17 protein-coding genes are annotated in these 16,357 nt (G+C 65.7%); 9 read left to right on the top strand and 8 right to left on the bottom strand.

Annotation, left to right across the window (positions count from 1 at the left end; genetic code table 11):
* Positions 1 to 106: 106 nt before the first annotated feature.
* The 3 genes from EH209_RS21270 to EH209_RS21260 all read left to right on the top strand — a co-directional run bounded on the left by EH209_RS21270 (position 107) and on the right by EH209_RS21260 (position 2,658).
* Positions 107 to 775: a helix-turn-helix domain-containing protein gene (locus EH209_RS21270; RefSeq protein ID WP_126664813.1), complete on the top strand. Its 669-nt coding sequence runs from the start codon at positions 107 to 109 to the stop codon at positions 773 to 775.
* A gap of 231 nt (positions 776 to 1,006) precedes the next feature.
* Positions 1,007 to 1,774: an enoyl-CoA hydratase/isomerase family protein gene (locus EH209_RS21265; RefSeq protein WP_126664812.1), complete on the top strand. Its 768-nt coding sequence runs from the start codon at positions 1,007 to 1,009 to the stop codon at positions 1,772 to 1,774.
* Between the two features lie 101 nt (positions 1,775 to 1,875).
* Positions 1,876 to 2,658, top strand: coding sequence for a hypothetical protein (locus tag EH209_RS21260; RefSeq protein WP_126664811.1), 783 nt, complete (start codon positions 1,876 to 1,878; stop codon positions 2,656 to 2,658).
* 163 nt (positions 2,659 to 2,821) lie between these two features.
* On the opposite strand, the gene EH209_RS21255 is transcribed toward EH209_RS21260, so the two are convergent.
* The 4 genes from EH209_RS21255 to pyrB form a co-directional block, all read right to left on the bottom strand.
* The gene (locus tag EH209_RS21255) at positions 2,822 to 4,192 is read right to left on the bottom strand and encodes a hypothetical protein (protein ID WP_126664810.1); all 1,371 of its coding nucleotides are present in this window, start codon (positions 4,190 to 4,192) and stop codon (positions 2,822 to 2,824) included.
* A 280-nt stretch (positions 4,193 to 4,472) separates the two neighbouring features.
* Positions 4,473 to 5,312, bottom strand: coding sequence for a hypothetical protein (locus tag EH209_RS21250; protein WP_126664809.1), 840 nt, complete (start codon positions 5,310 to 5,312; stop codon positions 4,473 to 4,475).
* 376 nt (positions 5,313 to 5,688) lie between these two features.
* Positions 5,689 to 6,174, bottom strand: coding sequence for an aspartate carbamoyltransferase regulatory subunit (gene pyrI, locus EH209_RS21245; RefSeq protein WP_126664808.1), 486 nt, complete (start codon positions 6,172 to 6,174; stop codon positions 5,689 to 5,691).
* Positions 6,167 to 7,120, bottom strand: coding sequence for an aspartate carbamoyltransferase (pyrB, locus tag EH209_RS21240; RefSeq protein WP_126664807.1), 954 nt, complete (start codon positions 7,118 to 7,120; stop codon positions 6,167 to 6,169). Before pyrB ends, pyrI begins: the two co-directional genes overlap by 8 nt.
* A gap of 148 nt (positions 7,121 to 7,268) precedes the next feature.
* On the opposite strand from pyrB, the gene EH209_RS21235 reads away from it, so the two are divergent.
* Positions 7,269 to 7,895: an RAD55 family ATPase gene (locus EH209_RS21235; RefSeq protein ID WP_126664806.1), complete on the top strand. Its 627-nt coding sequence runs from the start codon at positions 7,269 to 7,271 to the stop codon at positions 7,893 to 7,895.
* Positions 7,896 to 7,928: 33 nt separating this feature from the next.
* On the opposite strand, the gene EH209_RS24825 is transcribed toward EH209_RS21235, so the two are convergent.
* The 3 genes from EH209_RS24825 to EH209_RS21225 all read right to left on the bottom strand — a co-directional run bounded on the left by EH209_RS24825 (position 7,929) and on the right by EH209_RS21225 (position 9,763).
* Positions 7,929 to 8,117: a hypothetical protein gene (locus EH209_RS24825; protein ID WP_249038869.1), complete on the bottom strand. Its 189-nt coding sequence runs from the start codon at positions 8,115 to 8,117 to the stop codon at positions 7,929 to 7,931.
* A 106-nt stretch (positions 8,118 to 8,223) separates the two neighbouring features.
* The gene (locus EH209_RS24820) at positions 8,224 to 8,667 is read right to left on the bottom strand and encodes a hypothetical protein (protein WP_249038868.1); all 444 of its coding nucleotides are present in this window, start codon (positions 8,665 to 8,667) and stop codon (positions 8,224 to 8,226) included.
* A 130-nt stretch (positions 8,668 to 8,797) separates the two neighbouring features.
* Entirely contained in the window at positions 8,798 to 9,763 is a 966-nt protein-coding gene (locus EH209_RS21225) for an FKBP-type peptidyl-prolyl cis-trans isomerase (protein ID WP_126664805.1), read from the bottom strand.
* Positions 9,764 to 9,857: 94 nt separating this feature from the next.
* Between EH209_RS21225 and cyaB the strand changes: the two genes are divergently transcribed.
* The 5 genes from cyaB to EH209_RS21195 all read left to right on the top strand — a co-directional run bounded on the left by cyaB (position 9,858) and on the right by EH209_RS21195 (position 15,574).
* Positions 9,858 to 10,397: a class IV adenylate cyclase gene (gene cyaB / locus EH209_RS21220; protein ID WP_126664804.1), complete on the top strand. Its 540-nt coding sequence runs from the start codon at positions 9,858 to 9,860 to the stop codon at positions 10,395 to 10,397.
* Positions 10,398 to 10,504: 107 nt separating this feature from the next.
* Entirely contained in the window at positions 10,505 to 11,710 is a 1,206-nt protein-coding gene (locus EH209_RS21215) for a methionine adenosyltransferase (protein ID WP_126664803.1), read from the top strand.
* Between the two features lie 143 nt (positions 11,711 to 11,853).
* Positions 11,854 to 13,095 carry an MFS transporter gene (locus EH209_RS21210; RefSeq protein WP_126664802.1) on the top strand — a complete coding sequence of 414 codons (1,242 nt, stop codon included), beginning with the start codon at positions 11,854 to 11,856 and terminating at the stop codon, positions 13,093 to 13,095.
* Between the two features lie 79 nt (positions 13,096 to 13,174).
* On the top strand, positions 13,175 to 14,353 hold the full coding sequence (locus EH209_RS21205; protein WP_126664801.1) for a tRNA sulfurtransferase: 1,179 nt from the start codon (positions 13,175 to 13,177) through the stop codon (positions 14,351 to 14,353).
* Between the two features lie 636 nt (positions 14,354 to 14,989).
* A complete protein-coding gene (locus EH209_RS21195; protein ID WP_126664800.1) occupies positions 14,990 to 15,574 on the top strand; it encodes a DUF5804 family protein in 585 nt (194 codons plus the stop codon).
* 41 nt (positions 15,575 to 15,615) lie between these two features.
* On the opposite strand, the gene EH209_RS21190 is transcribed toward EH209_RS21195, so the two are convergent.
* Entirely contained in the window at positions 15,616 to 16,284 is a 669-nt protein-coding gene (locus EH209_RS21190; protein WP_126664799.1) for a hypothetical protein, read from the bottom strand.
* Between the last annotated feature and the right edge of the window lie 73 nt (positions 16,285 to 16,357).

Raw genomic sequence — 16,357 nt, 5'->3', positions numbered from 1 at the left:
GAGCTGCTTGCAGCACATATCATATATCCTGTAATTCGGCTTCATCACCGCTAATTTCTTTGGAAATGGGGTTATTGGGATCCCCGTAGTACCCAACGTTGAACTCATGACATCGATCGCAGACATCGAGATTCCGGCCGACGGAACCGGAACCGGCGAGCTGTTCGAGGCGGTCCCCTCACTGACCTGTGAAATGGAGCGCGTGATCGCCTCGAGCGGTCACGGCCTCTGGCTGTCGGGCCCGTCTCAGGAGGATATCGAGACGGCGCTGGACGACGCTTCGGCAATCGGTTCCTACACGTTGATCAACAGTGAGGACGACCGGTGGCTCTACGACATGGAATTCGAACCGGACACCATCGACATCTTCGAGCTGATCCTCGAGAAGAGCGGCACGGTACTGAGCGCCTCAGCCTCGAGCGGCACGTGGCTGCTGAGCATTCGGTTCGCCGACCGCGAGAGCGTGAGCTCGCTCTACGACCGGTTCGACGAAGCCGGCGTCACGCCGACGATCGTCCGCCTGTTCGATCTCGCCGAAGAGACGAAGAGCCAGTGCGGCCTCACCGCCCGGCAGTACGAGACCCTCGTCGCGGCCATCGATCACGGCTACTTCGAGATCCCCCGCGAGGTCTCGATGCAGGAACTGTCGGAAGAGCTCGGAATCTCCCACCAGGCGCTCTCCGAGCGGCTGCGCCGAGCGTATCGCGCGCTCGTCACCTCCGAACTGAACGTCTCCGAGGACGAGACCGTGGCCCCGCCGGTGCCCACAAACTGAGCAGGTCATACTGCCGGCTGACTCGCGGTTCCGCCGGCTGCTCCCGGTGGCACTCGATGTTTTCGCATCAGCATCACACGGTTTTCGCCGTTTGACCGGCAGAGCGTCCGACGTCGCTCGAGCCCCTCGCGAAGCCAGCCTCTCGAGCGGTGGTGCCGTCTCGCAATCTCGGCCGCTCACACGTGACGGAGTACCAACTACTGTTATAGCACCGGCGGCCGATTCTCGAGTATGCACGTCGACAGCGACGACGATATCCTCCGGATCGCGTTCGACCGACCAGCGGCGCTCAACGCCGTGACGAAAGAGATTGCCGCGACGTTGGCCGACACGATCGAGGACGCCTCGCCCGACGAGTACGACGCAATCGTCCTCACCGGCGAGGGCGAGGCCTTCAGTGCCGGCGGCGACCTCGAGGCGCTGGCCGAACAGCCGGCGTCGGCCCGCGAGGCGTATACGGAGGTCGAGGAGAGCTTCGGTCGCGTCGTCGAGGCGATGCTCGAGTGTCCCGTGCCGATCGTCGCGAAGGTCAACGGCGACGCCATCGGCGCCGGGTTGTCGATCGTCGCCCTAGCGGATATCGCCTACGCCGCCGCCGACGCGACCTTCTCCTGTGCGTTCGTTCGGATCGGCCTCGTTCCCGACACCGGCGGGACGTTCATGCTCCCCCACATCGTCGGCCTCAGAGCCGCCAAGAAGCTCGCGTTCACCGGCGAGTTCTTCGACGCCGAGCGGGCAGCCGACCTCGACCTGATCAACGAGGCGGTTCCACCCGAGGACCTCGACGACCGGGTCGACGAGACCCTCGAGCAACTCCGCAAGCGCCCGACGGAGATTATCGGCCTGATGAAAGGAGCCATGCACGAGAACATGGCTCGCCACTGGTCGGAGGCGTTAGACCACGAGAACCTGCTGCAGGTTCAGGCGCGTACCTCCAACGCCCACGCGGAGGGTGTTGCCGCCTTCCTCGAGGACCGAGAGCCGGAGTTCGACGCCTGAGGGCGGGTTCGCTCGTCCGTCACCGAAGACTGTCACGACTCGAACCGCAAGCCACCGCAAGCACCACTGTCATCCTTTTCTTTGGTGTCTAGTTTATTGCAATGTCCCCACAGTTTACCGACGACGACATCGGCAAGACAGTCGTCAACGCGAACGGCGAGGAGGTCGGTCTGATCGCGGACGTCGAACACGGTACCGCACACGTCGAACCGGATCCGGGAATTACGGACACGATCAAGGCCAAACTCGGCTGGGGCGGGTCCGACGAGGACACCTACCCGCTCCAGGAGGGCTCGGTCGCTCGCGTCACCGGCGACTCGGTCCGCCTCGAGAGCGATCTCTCCGGCAGCGCCGGCGGCGGTGCGACCAGCGCTGGCGGAACGACGGATATGGACACGGACCGAACCACGACGAGCGACACGGCGGTCGGCGCATCCGAAACGGATTCCGGCGCCGGAACGCCCGGCACAGACAGGGGTACCGATCGCGGCGACGACGACCTGATCGGTGACGACAATGACCGCAGATCAGACGATGACGGCCTCATCGGCGACGATAACGATGACGACTCGTTGATCGGTGATGACAATGACCGCAGATCAGACGATGACGGCCTCATCGGCGACGACAACGATGACGACTCGTTGATCGGTGACGACAATGACCGCAGATCAGACGATGACGGCCTTATCGGCGACGATAACGACGACGATTCGCTGATCGGCGACGACAACGATCGACGTACCGACGACACAGATCGTCGTACCGACGACGACTCGCTGATCGGCGACGACGATGATGACGATCTCATCGGCGACGATGACGACGATGACTCGCTGCTGGGCGACGACAACGACCGAGACTCCGACAACGACACTCGCTAGCCGCCCCCGCCCGACCCATCCTCGCTGAGCCCTCGCGGTCGATCCTCGAGTCGTACCGTTTTTCCGGCCCCTCTCGCCACTGGGGACCCGCTCCGTCGATCGCCCGCCGCGGTGGCGTCACCGCGCCGGCGCTCGAGCAAACCGGGACTCGCGACCGCTATCGCTATTCCTCCGCCTCCTCGAGCGATTCGTTCTCGGTGTCCTCGGGAGCCTCGTCGTCGCTTCGCTCAGCCGAGAGTGCCATGTCGTCCTGTGGCATCTCGTCGGAATCTGAGCCGCGTTCCGCGTCGGTTGCCGACGGTTCGAACTCGTCAGATCCTCGTGCTCCGAACTCCCCGGTCTGTGACCCGCCCTGGTGGCCCTGATCCTGTGCGGTCGACTGGCGCCGCCGGCCGCGGTCACCGCCGCGCCGGTCGGTGTCGATTCGCTGCGAGTACTGCTCTCGAGACCGGCCCTGCCGGGACTGCGGCTGGCTCGACTGTTCGAACTCGCGACCCCGCTGTCGCTGCTCGTGTCGACCCTGACTCGGCTGGCGAGCGTCCCGTTGAGACGGCTGGGCCTGCGTCCGCTGGTCGGTTCGCTGCGGCGGCTGGTGTCGTCCCTGCTCCTGTTGGGACGGCTGGGTGCCGCGATCTTGCCGGCCGTACTGGCCCTGCATCTCGGACGGACTCTGGGTAGGCGTCGCGGATCGCCGGCCCTGTTCGGTCTCCGTGTCGACGCGTCCCCCCTGTGAGCGCTGGGTCGGTTGCTCGCCTCCGATCGCCTGCTGGGGCTGATGCTGTCCCATCGTTCCGGTGGCCTCGCCGCCGTAGGTCCGCTCCTGGGAAACCCACTCGCCGGTCTCCGGATACTGCTGCTGCGTCGATTGCTGGCCACGACCGCCCGTCTGCTGACCGCCCATCCGTTGCCCTTCCATCTGTTGGCCGCCCATCTGTCGACCGCCCGTTTGCTGGCCGCCCATCTGTCGACCGCCCGCTTGCTGGCCGCCCATCTGTCGACCACCCGCTTGCTGGCCCGACATCCGACCGCCGGTTTCCTGCGCGTTCCACTGGCCGCCCGTCCGACCGCCGGACCGCTGGCCGCCCATCTGCTGTCTGCTCATCTGCTGACCGCCCCTGTCCGACGACTGCATGCCACCGCTCATCCCCTGCTGGCCCATGCCCTGACTCGCGTGCTCCATCTGCTGTCCGGCCCGTTCCATCTGCTGGCCCATCTCCCTCCCCGGCTGGGCGGCGGCTTGCATCCCCTTCTCCATCGCGCGCTCCATCTCCGGCATGACGGCCTCGAGACTCTGCAGATAGCTCTGCATTATCGACTGGGTGAACTGTTGGCCCGGGAACCCCTGCATCATCGACTTCGTCATCTCGAGGCCCTGCTGCTGGGCCGTATCCTGCCACTGCATCGCGCTCAGGGCCATCCGGGCCATGTTCCGCTGGAGATCGATCGCCTGCTCGAGGGCTTCCTGGCCCTGATTCATCGTCGTCTGCTGTAGCCGTTCCGTCGACTCCTGGGTGGACTGCTGGTGATCTGTCATCGTGTACTCGAGGAGTTACTCCTCGCCGGCACGGCGAGGGAAACCGCAATAAAGGGCCTCGTCAGTTCCGCACAGTAGGCCACGACCAACTCCTGAAACAGCGTCGTACGGTCGATCGAGGGCGGGAAACGAAGCGCAACGAGCGCGGCATATCGCCGGATGCGTCGTCCAATAGTGTTATTCCAACATCACTACTGGAGCAGGTGATAATCAGCCACAATAGCGACGACCGGCGCGGTAATGTTCGCTTGGACGGCCCGCTCGAGACCGAGCGAGCGGACTACGAGTCGGAACTCGGTTCGCCGTGGGTGACCCCCTCGCGCTCGTCGGCCCGTCGCCGTCGCAGCGCCGCCCGCGCGTTGCTGGCCTCGTAACCGAAGAAGACGCCGTTGCCGTACGCCTCAGCGACCTCGAGGGCGTGGATCAGGTTGTCGACGTCGACGTTTACCGCGTACAATTCGATATTGAACGGCGTTTCGAGCGCGCTCTCGAACCCCTTCGCGATTGTCTCGAGCCAGTAGGTCGTTTCGTAGGCGGTATCGTAGAGGGGGACGACGAACTCGTCGACGTACTCCTCGAGGGCCTCGAGGTCGATGCCGGCCCGCTCGTAGAGGTGGCCGGGGTAGGGATCGGGGTAGAGGGTCATGTAGACGTCGCCAGGGATGCGGTCGACGGCATCGGCGACGAACTCCGTGATGACGCTCGCGCGCCACTGGCCCCGGTCGTCGTACTCGCTGTCCGCGAAGCGCTGCTCGCAGACGCCGCAGCGACAGTACTCGGCGCGCGGGAAGCCGATATCGTCGAGTCGGACATCCGGGTTCGCCTCGACGCAGTCGTCGATGATCTCGAACAGCCCCTCGCGGTAATCCTCCCGGCAGGGGCAGATGTAGGCCCAGTCGAAGTACTCCCGCTCGCGGTCGGCCGGACGACCCATGTCGTCAACAGGGACCAGCGACGGGTCGGCGTCCGCGGCGGCGTTGTCGCCGAAACAGGAGACCATATTTACGCCGTCCTCGATGGGTTCGGCGGACCGGCCGGTCACGTCTTTGACCTCGTAGAAACCGCGGTCGAACTCCGGCCAGCGGACCTCTTCAGCGTTACGCGTGACGACGCCGTACATAGCTCAGCGTACGGCGCCGTTCCTGTAAGCCGTTCGGATTCGAACGGGAACCGAGCCGACGAGTCATCGGCTCAGAGAGGAACCGTCGGCGGTCGCCGAGCGACGACCGCCGACTCGCCCTCGAGCGGTAAACGGGTGTTATTCGGCCGGTTCGTACTCGATTTCCTCGATATCGACGTCAGAAGAGCCGCTGCTGACGACTTTCCAGAGGACGACGATAGCGAACAGGGCAACCAGGAGCTTCACTGTACGGGACATGTACAGTCTACCGGTCGCCCGGCTACCACTTAGATATTCTGGATGACTCTCTAGAAACGAAGAAATGATTGCCGGTTCTAGCGAATCGTCGCCGTTCGCGGAGTCGCCGGAAGCGGGCTCAAGTGTCGATTAGCGAGGCGATCTCGTCCCGGACGATCGTGCCGCAGTAGTCACACCGAACGCCGTCTTCGAGCACCTCGAATCGGGAGTCGACCGGTTCGCCGCTGGTCGTGATACAGCCGGCGTTCGGACAGGACAGCACGCCCTCGACGATCTCCGGCGGCTCGACGCGGTGTTTCTCGATCACTTCGTAGTCGCGGACGATGTTGATCGTCGCGTCCGGCGCGATCAGCGAAAGAACGTCGACCTCGTCCTGGCTAAGTTCCCGACCCTCGACCTTCACGATGTCCTTGCGCGCGAGTCGGTCCGACGGGACGTTCATGCCGACGGAAACCTCCTCGCCTTCGCTGCCGTCGATGCCGAGGATCGCTAGCACGTTCAGCGCCTGCCCCCCGCGGACGTGGTCGATCACGGTCCCGCTTCGGATCTTGCTGACTCGCAGTTCGTGATCGTCACCGTCGTGGTGATTGTGGTCGTCACTCATCAGACTCACCTCCGCGTCGGTCGGCCGCCCCGTCGTCGCTCAAGAGCAGATCCAGCAGCGCCATCCGGACCGGCACGCCGTTGTGGGCCTGCTCGAAGTAGGCCGCGTGGTCGGTCTCGTCGATCTCCGGCGCGATCTCGTCGACGCGGGGCAGCGGGTGCATGATAGTCAGATCGTCGCCGGCCGCCTCGAGCGTCTCGGTTCCGATCTGGTACTCGCCGGCGACCTTCTGGTACTCCTGCTCGTCGGGGAACCGCTCGCGCTGGATCCGGGTGACGTAGAGGACGTCCAGCGACGGGAGGACCTCCTCGAGTGACTCGTGTTCGCGGATACCAGCACCGCCGTCTTCCTGGTGAAGGTCGTAGACGACCTCGCGGGGCAGTCGGAGGCTCTCCGGGCTGATGAAGTGTTGCTGGGCGTCGAAGTTCGTCAGCGCGTGGGCCAGCGAGTGGACGGTTCGTCCGTACTTCAGATCGCCCATGATCCCGATCGTGAGGTCGTCCAGCCCGGCGTTCTCCCGGATCGTATAGAGGTCGAGCATCGTCTGGCTCGGGTGGTGGCCCGCCCCGTCGCCCGCGTTGACCAGCGGGACGTCGACGAACTCGCTGGCCATCGTCGCCGACCCCTGTTTCGGGTGTCGTAGGACGAGCGCGTCGGTGTACCCCTCGATGACCCGGACGGTGTCGGCGAGCGTCTCCCCCTTCTTGACGCTCGAGGACTCAACCGATCCCATGTCGACGACGTCGCCGCCGAGGCGTTTCATCGCGGTCTCGAAGCTCATCTTCGTTCGCGTGCTCGGTTCGAAAAAGAGGAGGCCGAGCAACGTGTTCGTGTGCCGGTCGGCGACGGCCGACGGGTCGGCGTCGATCTCGGCCGCGCGGTCGAGGATGGTTTCGATATCCTCCCGCGTAAGTTGTTTGCTCGTGATGAGGTGATCGTGGCGCATTCGTTCGTGTTGGGACCTGCCTCCACCTTGAATCTCTCCCTTCGGCGACGACGCCGCGAACCGAACCGATCGTGCAACAGTCTCTCGATCGCGAACTAAACGGAAGCCAAAGAGTTATGCGGGCGCTTCGGTAATTGGTTTCAATTGTATGGTCGGTCGGCTGGACACCGGGATCGACGTGCTGGATCGAAAGCTCGACGGTGGGCTCCCACCGGGGTGTATCGTCGCGTATACCGCCGATCCGGCCAGCCAGTCGGAGCTGCTCCTCTACGAGCTCACCGCCGCCCGCGGTACACTCTATCTCACGACCGAGCGTTCCGACGACGCCGTCCGTCACGCGATCGAGAGCTCCCCCTCGGAGGTCGGCAGCCCGACCGTCCGCCACGTCACCGGCGACGCCCCCCTCGAGGAGGCGACCCGGCTCATCGGCGCGCTCCCGGACGGTGCGAACCTCATCATCGACACGATGGACATCCTCGAGCGGACCGACACTGACGACTACGTCGCGTTTCTCAACGACCTCAAATCCCAGATGCTCGAGACCGGCTCGATCGCCGTCCTCCACTGTCTGAAAGGTGGCGACGAGCCGGCGAACCGATCACGGACGTACCACACCGCCGACGCCGTCTTCGACCTCCGGACTGAAATCGCCGGCACGGACCTCGAGAACCACCTCACGGTCCCCAAGTTCCGCGGCGGCAGCCAGCCGACCGAGGCGATCAAGCTCGAGTTGACCGAGGAAGTAGCGATCGACACGAGTCGGGACATCGCGTGATCGGGGGCCGAACGCGGCGGGGCCAGTCGTCCGCTACACCGCCTGTTCGGGCGGCGTGAACGGCGTGATCGCGACCGTCCGCTCGGTCACTGTCGCCGTTCGCAGAATGTACGCGAACAGCAGCGCGGGGAACGAGCCCACCGCCGCGGCGATCGGAAACACGATCCGCTGGAGCGGTCGCCCGAACGTCGGCCCCGACAGCCCGGCCAACGAGAACAGCATTCCGAGAGCGACGGCGACGGCTGGAACCCCGGCGTAGAGGAGGTTCCGGGAGAGTCGAGAGAGCTCGATCTGCAGGTAGACCGACTTGAAGTACTGACGCGCGATGTCAATCTCTCGTAGCCGATCGAGCAGGTCGTCGATCGTGGCGTCGGTCTCGTCGGACAGCGCGTCGTCGTGGCTCCGCCGGCACGGGCCGGTTCGTGACCGACTCGACCACCTCGCGGTAGTCAGCGGTCTCCTCGATTTCGGACTCGAGTTCGCCCGGCGACTTCAGCTCCCGTGAGAGCAACAGCTGATTGATCGAGACGACGACCGTGATCAGCGTGAAGTTCCCCGAGATCAGCCCGCTGAATGCGTCGAACAGCGACTGGGGGTCGGCCAGCGGCGCGAGGTTGCTGATCGTGAGGGACAGCAACGCCAGCGCGAACGCGGCAGCGAGAACCGCCGCGAGCAGGAACCGATTGCCGTCGAGCAGGATCCACTGTTTTAGATCGTCGATCCCGATGCCGGAGACCGGGTTCGCGTCGCTCTCGCCAGTCGAATCGACCATCCGTCGATGACGCGGTACGGGCCTGCGGGCGAAAAATCCGATCCGCGCACGTGCACGTCCGGGTATCGATCAGGGACCGCAAAACGACGGTCGGTTACGGCGCGATACGAAATCGAGAGCGGACGAGCGGTTACTCCTCGGCGCCTTCGAGCTCTTCGACGATCTCGTCGGCGTCGACGTCGGCGTCCTCGAGGGCCTCCTCGATGTCGCCGCCGCCCATGCCGCCCATACCGCCCATCATGCCGCCCATTCCGCCCATGCCCATGCCGTCGATGACTTCCTGGACGATGACGCGGTCGACGCCGATCTGGTCGATGATCTGCTGACCGATCTGCTGTTTGCCCATCATCCACTGCTGGTTCATCGTCATCTGGGGCGTGGCCTCGAGGTAGAGCGTCTCTTTCTCGACGGTTTCGGTCTCGAACTCGGGTTCGGCGTCCTCGTCGTCCTCGTCGGGCTCGACGGGGACCTCTTCCTCGACCTCGTCCGTCTCGATCCAGAGCTCGGGCTCCATCCCGAGGAACATCTCGAACAGGCCGGCGGCCTGCTTTTCGCGGTCGTCGACCTCGCCGAGAATCTCGTACTCGTACTCGACGTCCTCGCCGGCCAGCGGGTGGTTGAAGTCGACGCGGGCGCGGCCGCCGATGATCGTGCTGATGTAGCCCTGCTCGCCCTCGATCTGGACGTTCGCACCGGGGTAGCGGTCGTCCTCGTCGATCTTCTCGGCGCTGACGGTCTGGACGTCGTCGGGGTCGTACTCGCCGAAGGCCTCCTCGGCGGACACGGTTACGGTCCCCTCGTCACCGGGCTCGGAGCCGATGATGTCGTCTTCGACGGCGCCGAAGATGTGGCCCTCGCCGAGGACGATCGTCCGCGGCTTGAACTCCTGACCCTGGTCGTCGACACCCTCTTCTTCGGCGACCTCGGGATCGGTCGTGTCGACCAGCTGGTCGCCGTCAGCGGTGTACGCGGTATATTCTAGTTCGACGAAGTCGCCCTCCTGAAGCCCCTCGGCCTCGTCGGCGCCTTCGTCTGTTGCTTCTGCTTCGACGTCATCGGCCTGCTCCTCGAGCTCGGCCTCCTGTTCCTCGGTCATACGTTGTACGTCCCGCCGTCTACATTTAAGGACGACGCTTTTGCGCGAGGAGGAGAACGACCGATACTTACGGCCGGTCCGCGTGCGCTCACCCATGTACGAGGTCGAAGTGAAGGTCTCCGCGGATCTCGAGGCCGTCCGGGACCGCCTCGAGGATCTCGGCGCGACCCGAAAGCGGACCGTCGTGCAGGCGGATACGTACTACGACGCGCCCCACCGGTCGTTCCCCGAGACCGACGAGGCGCTGCGCATCCGGCGGGAGTCGTCCGACGACGGCGACGAGAGCCGGATCACCTACAAGGGGCCGCTGCTGGACGACGAGTCAAAGAGCCGCGAGGAGTTCGAGACCGGCGTCGACGACGGCGAGACGATGGACGCCGTCCTGACGAGCCTCGGCTTCGAGGCGGCCGCGACGGTCCGCAAGGAACGCGAGCGCTACTGGCTCGAGGGGTACACCGTTACCCTCGACGCGGTCGACGACGTCGGCGAGTACGTCGAGGTCGAGACCGAGGTCACCGAGGAGAACGATCTCGAGTCGGCCCGCGAGGGCGCCTACGACGTTCTCGAGCGACTCGACCTCGACCCTGACGACCAACTCAGGACCTCGTATCTGGGACTATTGCTCGAGTCCTGAGTCGACCCGTTTGTGACGGCTGGACGCACGATAACTCCTGACAGTTATGAGCGGGCTGGAGAGTCATATCCGCAAGTTATAGAACGGCGCTCCGCCAATCCCCGGTAATGAGCGAGCGGAACATTCGGGTCGAATCTATCGACCGCCAGGCAGTGGAAGACCAGGAAGTCGAAGTCGTCGAGCGAAAGGGGATCGGCCACCCCGACTCGATCTGCGACGGGGTCGCCGAGGCCGTCGCCGGCGCGCTGGCCCGCGAGTACATCGACCGCGTGGGCGAAGTACTTCACTTCAACACCGACGAGACGCAACTGGTCGCCGGCGAGGCTGCCCCCGCGTTCGGCGGCGGCGAGGTCGTCGACCCTATCTATCTCCTGATTGTCGGCCGCGCGACCAAACACTACGACGGCGAGACCATTCCCGCCGAGACGGTGGCCCTGCGGGCCGCGCGCGACTACCTCTCGGAGACAATCCCGCAACTCGAACTCGGCGAGGACATCGTCGTCGACGTCAAGCTCGGCGAGGGCAGCGGCGACCTCCAGGAGGTCTTCGGGGAGGACGAGGTCTCTGTGCCGATGGCAAACGACACGAGCTACGGCGTCGGCCACGCGCCGCTGACCGAAACCGAGCGGATCGTCCTCGAGGCCGAGCGGCGACTCAACGGGGAGTTCGCCGACGAAAATCCGTACCTGGGGCCCGACGTGAAGATCATGGGCAAACGCGAGGGCGACCGAATCGACGTCACCGTCGCGGCGGCGATGGTCGACGAGTACGTCCCGGACATGGACGCCTACAGCGACTCCGTCGACGAGGTCCAGGCGTACGTCGAGGAGATCGCCGGCGAGTACACCGACCGCGAGGTCGCCGTCCACGTCAACAACGCCGACGACTACGACGAGGGTTCGATCTACCTCACCGTGACAGGCACCTCCGCCGAACAGGGCGACGACGGCTCCGTCGGTCGGGGTAACCGCGCCAACGGCCTGATCACGCCCAACCGATCGATGTCGATGGAGGCGACCAGCGGCAAGAACCCCGTCAACCACATCGGAAAGATCTACAACCTGCTCTCGACGGAGATCGCCGAGTCGGTCGTCGACGACGTCGACGAGATCCGCGACCTGCGCGTGCGCCTGCTCTCCCAGATCGGCCGCCCGATCGACCGGCCCCACGTCGCCGACGTCGAACTGGTCACCGAGGAGGGCGTCGCGGTCGGCGACGTCGAGGGCGACGTCGAGGCGATCGTCGACGAGGAACTCGCCGACGTCACCGAGATCACGCGCCGCGTGATCAACGGCGAACTCTCGACGTTCTGAGCGGTCGAGTACTCTACCCCTTCTCGAACCGAGCGACGAGCCCGTGAGTCGGTCCCCATCGCCGGTTCCGACAGACCCTTCAGACCCAACGCTGTGCGGTTTACGTAGCGTCTTCCGAACGAACAACTCGAGAGCGATCGCCAGTGAAACTTCCCTCCACCGCCGCCGGTTCGAACCGCGTCGTCTTCGCCGTCGTCGCCAGTACCTTCTTCGTCGGCTTCGGCGGCGGCGTGGTCTTTCCGATCCTACCGAACTTGGGCGCGGTGTTGGGAATCTCGCCGTTTCTGGTCGGCCTGATCCTGAGCGCTAACCGGATCACGCGACTTGTGGCCAACGCGCCGGCGGGCGTGCTCATCGACCGCGTCGGCACCCGGACGCCGTTCGTCGCGGGGCTGGCGATCGAGGGACTGGCGACGTTCGGCTACGTCGTCGCCATCGTCTCGTCGTTCCCGGAGGGCTGGTTCATGCTCGCCCGCGTCTGCTGGGGGGTCGGCAGCGCGCTCGTCTTCGCGACCGCCTACACGATCACGGCGGACGTCAGCGAGGCCGACTCGAGGGGAACCAGCATGGGGATCGTCCGCGCGGGCATCACCTTCGGGTTCCCTGCGGGGCTGGTCATGGGTGGCGTCGTCAGCGACGTCTGGGGCAACGTCACGGCGTTCGTCCTCGCGGCCTCCTTCGCCGGCCTCGCGAGCGTCATCGCCTACCTGATCGTCCCCGAGACCCACGTCGAGGGCGAACAGCGCGCGGTCAAACCCTGGGACGTCGAGCGGAGCCTCCCGGCGCTGACGATCGGTCTCGTCAACTTCGGGCTCTACTTCGCGTACATCGGCGTCCTCTTCTCGACGCTGGTGCTCCTGATCGACGCGCGCGCCATCTCCATCTTCGGGCTCGACGCGCAGGGATCCTCGGGGATGCTGATGGCCGTCACCGTGTTGTCGGGATCGGTGTTCACCCTCGGCGGCGGCGCGCTCTCCGACTCGGTCGGCGCGCGCGTCCCCGTCATGCTCGGCTTCCTCGTCACCTCCTGCGTCGGCTTCGCCGTCCTCGCGTTCGGCTCGAGCCTCGAGGTGCTGGTGCTGGCCTGCGTCCTGATCGGCGCCGGACAGGGCGGGGTCGGGGGCCCGCTGACGGCGCTGCTGGCCGACCTCACCCCCGAGGAGCGGGTCGGCCGCGCGATGGGGACGAACAACGTCTTCGGCGACGTCGGCGGCGCACTCGGGCCGCTCGTCTCCTTGCCGCTGATACAGGACCTCGGGTTCGGATTCGACGGGCTCTACGCCGCCAGCGCCGTCATCCCGATGCTCGCGGGAGTCGTCCTCGTCGCGGGAATCTACGTCCACACCGGTCACGTGAGCCCGACCGTCAGCGAGTCGGCGAGTTGAACCGGGCTCGTTCCCCGCGTTCCGCCCTCGAATCCGCGCCTCGTAACCCCCTTATAGGGGCGACCCGCTATCCACGTTCATGTCCCCCCCTGGAGCCGATACTGTCCTCGTTCGTCACGGGGATCTCAACACCAAAAGTAACACCGTCAAGCGGTACATGGTGGACGTCCTCTGCGAGAACCTCGAGGCCCTCCTCGAGGATCGCTCGATCCCAGGCGACGTCGAGCGCAAGTGGAACCGACCGCTGATCCACACGACCGAGGACGCCGTCGAGGCGGCAACCGACGCGGCGACCGACGCCTTCGGCGTCGTCTCGGCCAGCCCCGCCCTGACCGTCAGCACCGAGAAGGAGCGAATCCTCGAGGCGCTGACCGAGGCCGCCCGCGAGTGTTACGACGGCGGCGCGTTCGCGGTCGACGCCCGTCGGGCGAACAAGGACGTCCCCTACAGCAGCGAGGATCTGGCCCGCGAGGGCGGCGACGCCGTCTGGGCCGCCGTCGAGGACGAGTTCGAGCCCGAAGTCGACCTCGACGATCCCGACGTCACCTTCGGCGTCGAAGTCCGCGATAAGTGTACCTACGTCTACCTCGAGAAGCGCTCCGGTCCGGGCGGGCTGCCGCTCGGTTCCCAGGAGCCCGCAGTCGCGCTGGTCAGCGGCGGGATCGACTCGCCGGTCGCGGCCTACGAGATCATGAAGCGGGGGAGCCCGATCGTGCCGGCCTACGTCGACCTCGGCGACTACGGCGGGATCGATCACGAGGCGCGTGCGATGGAAACTGTTCGGCTCCTCTCCGAGTACGCGCCCAATTTCGACATGGACGTCTACCGGATCCCCGGTGGCGAGACGGTCGACCTGCTGGTCCGAGAGATGGACAAGGGGCGGATGCTCTCCCTGCGCCGCTTTTTCTACCGAGCCGCCGAGACGCTGGCCGAGCGTGTCGACGCCCACGGGATCGTCACCGGCGAGGCCGTCGGCCAGAAGTCCAGCCAGACCCTCCAGAACCTCGGCGTCACCAGCCGCGCCGCCGACCTCCCGATCCACCGCCCGCTGCTGACCCGCGACAAGCAGGATATCGTCGCTCAGGCCCGCGATATCGGCACGTTCACCGACTCGACGATCGACGCCGGCTGCAACCGCGTCACGCCCGACCGCGTCGAGACCAACGCCCGCCTCGAGCCGCTGCTCGCACACGAGCCCGACGACCTCCTCGAGCGGGCCGAAGAAGCGGCGAAGCACGCGGACCTGGTCGCGCCCTGACCGCCTCGGTATCGGTCACCGCGTCGCGTTGTAACTCGGCCCCCTCGAGTCGCGTTCCGTTTTCACGCTAGAGTTCGTTGCGCCACATACCGAACGCTCGCCGTTTGCCGTCCGTCCGCGGCTATCGGAGAGCAACAGCTACGGTTCGACCGCCGAACTGGTCCCCATGAGCTCCGTTCTAGAGTTCGCGATCGAGCCCGACGAGTTCGTCCTCGGACCGGCGCTCTCGCGGACGCCCGGTATCGAACTCGAACTCGAGGAGCGGGATCGACTATCGGTTCCAGGACTGGCTGTGCTGTCCGGATTGCGAGGGGAACAGCGACGCGGGGATTCTGGCCTACGAAGCGGATATCGTCATCGAGTGTTACGACTGCGGGATGACCTCCGAGTACACGATCGGACAGGACGTTCCCGCCAGCAATCTCGACACTCGACACCGACGATATCGATCGGTTCACCGACGGACCCGACGACGTGAGCGAACGAAGTCGGTTCGCGGACGACGAACGGTTCTCCGAATCGAACTGAGCGAGGTTGACGACGCGACGAGACCCGCGAGCACCGCGGCGACCCGTCGACCGCGCTCGCCGGAAGGGAGCGAAACCCACATTACACAGACGCACCGACCACAGACTAGTGACTCGCGTCTGTCTCATCGGGGATTCCGACTGCAACCTCCAGTACGAACTCCTCTCCCGGGAGACCTCCCGCGAGGCCCTCGCGACGTACGATCTGCGCCGCCCGTTCGAGAACTCGATTTCCCTGCGGACGGTCAGCGTCGGCGCGGCCGTCTCCCTGCTGAACGACCTGAACTGGTATCTCACCCGGTTCGTCGACACAGCGCTCGTCCAAGAGCCGAGCGTCAGCGAGGACGAGTGGCTCTCGCGAGCGCTCGCGACGGAACTCCGCAACGGCGACCTCGAGCCCGCCGACACCGCCGAGTTCTGCAAGATCTACGGCCTCGAGCGAGTCGGGCCAGATCCCGACGCCGGAGCTGAATCTGCGGACGAGAGCGAGAGTGACGCCGTCGAACCGACGGCGAACGACGCCGAGTCGGACGAGTCGGCGGACGCGGACGAGACGCGCGCCGAGACGACGAGCTGGCGGCTCGTCGAACCACTGTACGTGCGCCGGACCGGCGGCGAACTCCCGACCTACGACCTCCGGGACGTCGACGAGACGCTCGTCGTTCGCCTCACGGAAGCGGAACACTCGCCGTAGCGACGCCACGGCCGAGAACTGAACGCACCGGAACCGGTTTGCTACGCGCCGTCGGCGTCGGAAGCAGACCCGCTCGCTTCGGTCGATTCGCTCGCGCTATCGACGGCGAGCGTTTTCTGAATGGACTCGCCGTCGCTGTCGACGATCGTCACGGACGCGTCCGTCGCGGGCTCGCCGTCGAACGTCGCGCGGACGAGCTGTCCGACGCCGATCAGCTGCTGGCCGCTCAAACGGCCCGATTCTTCGTCCGACTCCCCGCGAACCGCCGCTTCGACGACGAGCGTCGGGTCGCCGTCATCCTCGACGGTCACCGTCTCGAGTGCCAGCTCGTAATCGAGGGACCGCCCCGTCGCCTCGAGGCCGAGCAGGACCGAGTCGTCGAAGGTCGTCTCGTCGACGAACGCGGTGTACCGCTCTCCGTTGAGTTCGCGGTCCGCGAGCCACCCGCGGGCTCGATCGGCGCTGGGAAGCAACGTCGCGTCCGCTTCTCGAGGCTGGTTGTGGTCGAACGAAACGGTGTCGGACGCCTCGAGGCCGTCGTCTTCGCTGGGCGCGTCGCTCGCAGCCGGTTCGGGCTCGCTCTCGTCGGTGTCGACGTCGTCGGTGCCGTCGACGTCGTCCGAGACGTCGGCCTCGTCGAGACAGCCGGCGGAGAGAGTGATCAGTCCGGCGGCCCCGCAGAGGATCGTTCGTCGCGACCGGTCAGTCATTACTCGAGGGGAGACGGGGCTCGGTAAAAGGCATTCGCCAAGGTGAAAGAACGATTTTCGCGTCTCGAACGAT

It is taken from the genome of Haloterrigena salifodinae (assembly GCF_003977755.1).
Taxonomy (GTDB): domain Archaea; phylum Halobacteriota; class Halobacteria; order Halobacteriales; family Natrialbaceae; genus Haloterrigena; species Haloterrigena salifodinae.
This window is presented reverse-complemented; position numbering and strand designations above follow the sequence as displayed.

What these genes read in the sequence shown, in the direction of transcription:
- EH209_RS21270 (WP_126664813.1), top strand. Translation starts at nt 107, where the DNA reads ATGACATCGATCGCAGACATCGAGATTCCGGCCGACGGAACCGGAACC.
- EH209_RS21265 (WP_126664812.1), top strand. Translation starts at nt 1,007, where the DNA reads ATGCACGTCGACAGCGACGACGATATCCTCCGGATCGCGTTCGACCGA.
- EH209_RS21260 (WP_126664811.1), top strand. Translation starts at nt 1,876, where the DNA reads ATGTCCCCACAGTTTACCGACGACGACATCGGCAAGACAGTCGTCAAC.
- EH209_RS21255 (WP_126664810.1), bottom strand. Translation starts at nt 4,192, where the DNA reads ATGACAGATCACCAGCAGTCCACCCAGGAGTCGACGGAACGGCTACAG.
- EH209_RS21250 (WP_126664809.1), bottom strand. Translation starts at nt 5,312, where the DNA reads ATGTACGGCGTCGTCACGCGTAACGCTGAAGAGGTCCGCTGGCCGGAG.
- pyrI (WP_126664808.1), bottom strand. Translation starts at nt 6,174, where the DNA reads ATGAGTGACGACCACAATCACCACGACGGTGACGATCACGAACTGCGA.
- pyrB (WP_126664807.1), bottom strand. Translation starts at nt 7,120, where the DNA reads ATGCGCCACGATCACCTCATCACGAGCAAACAACTTACGCGGGAGGAT.
- EH209_RS21235 (WP_126664806.1), top strand. Translation starts at nt 7,269, where the DNA reads ATGGTCGGTCGGCTGGACACCGGGATCGACGTGCTGGATCGAAAGCTC.
- EH209_RS24825 (WP_249038869.1), bottom strand. Translation starts at nt 8,117, where the DNA reads ATGCTGTTCTCGTTGGCCGGGCTGTCGGGGCCGACGTTCGGGCGACCG.
- EH209_RS24820 (WP_249038868.1), bottom strand. Translation starts at nt 8,667, where the DNA reads ATGGTCGATTCGACTGGCGAGAGCGACGCGAACCCGGTCTCCGGCATC.
- EH209_RS21225 (WP_126664805.1), bottom strand. Translation starts at nt 9,763, where the DNA reads ATGACCGAGGAACAGGAGGCCGAGCTCGAGGAGCAGGCCGATGACGTC.
- cyaB (WP_126664804.1), top strand. Translation starts at nt 9,858, where the DNA reads ATGTACGAGGTCGAAGTGAAGGTCTCCGCGGATCTCGAGGCCGTCCGG.
- EH209_RS21215 (WP_126664803.1), top strand. Translation starts at nt 10,505, where the DNA reads ATGAGCGAGCGGAACATTCGGGTCGAATCTATCGACCGCCAGGCAGTG.
- EH209_RS21205 (WP_126664801.1), top strand. Translation starts at nt 13,175, where the DNA reads ATGTCCCCCCCTGGAGCCGATACTGTCCTCGTTCGTCACGGGGATCTC.
- EH209_RS21190 (WP_126664799.1), bottom strand. Translation starts at nt 16,284, where the DNA reads ATGACTGACCGGTCGCGACGAACGATCCTCTGCGGGGCCGCCGGACTG.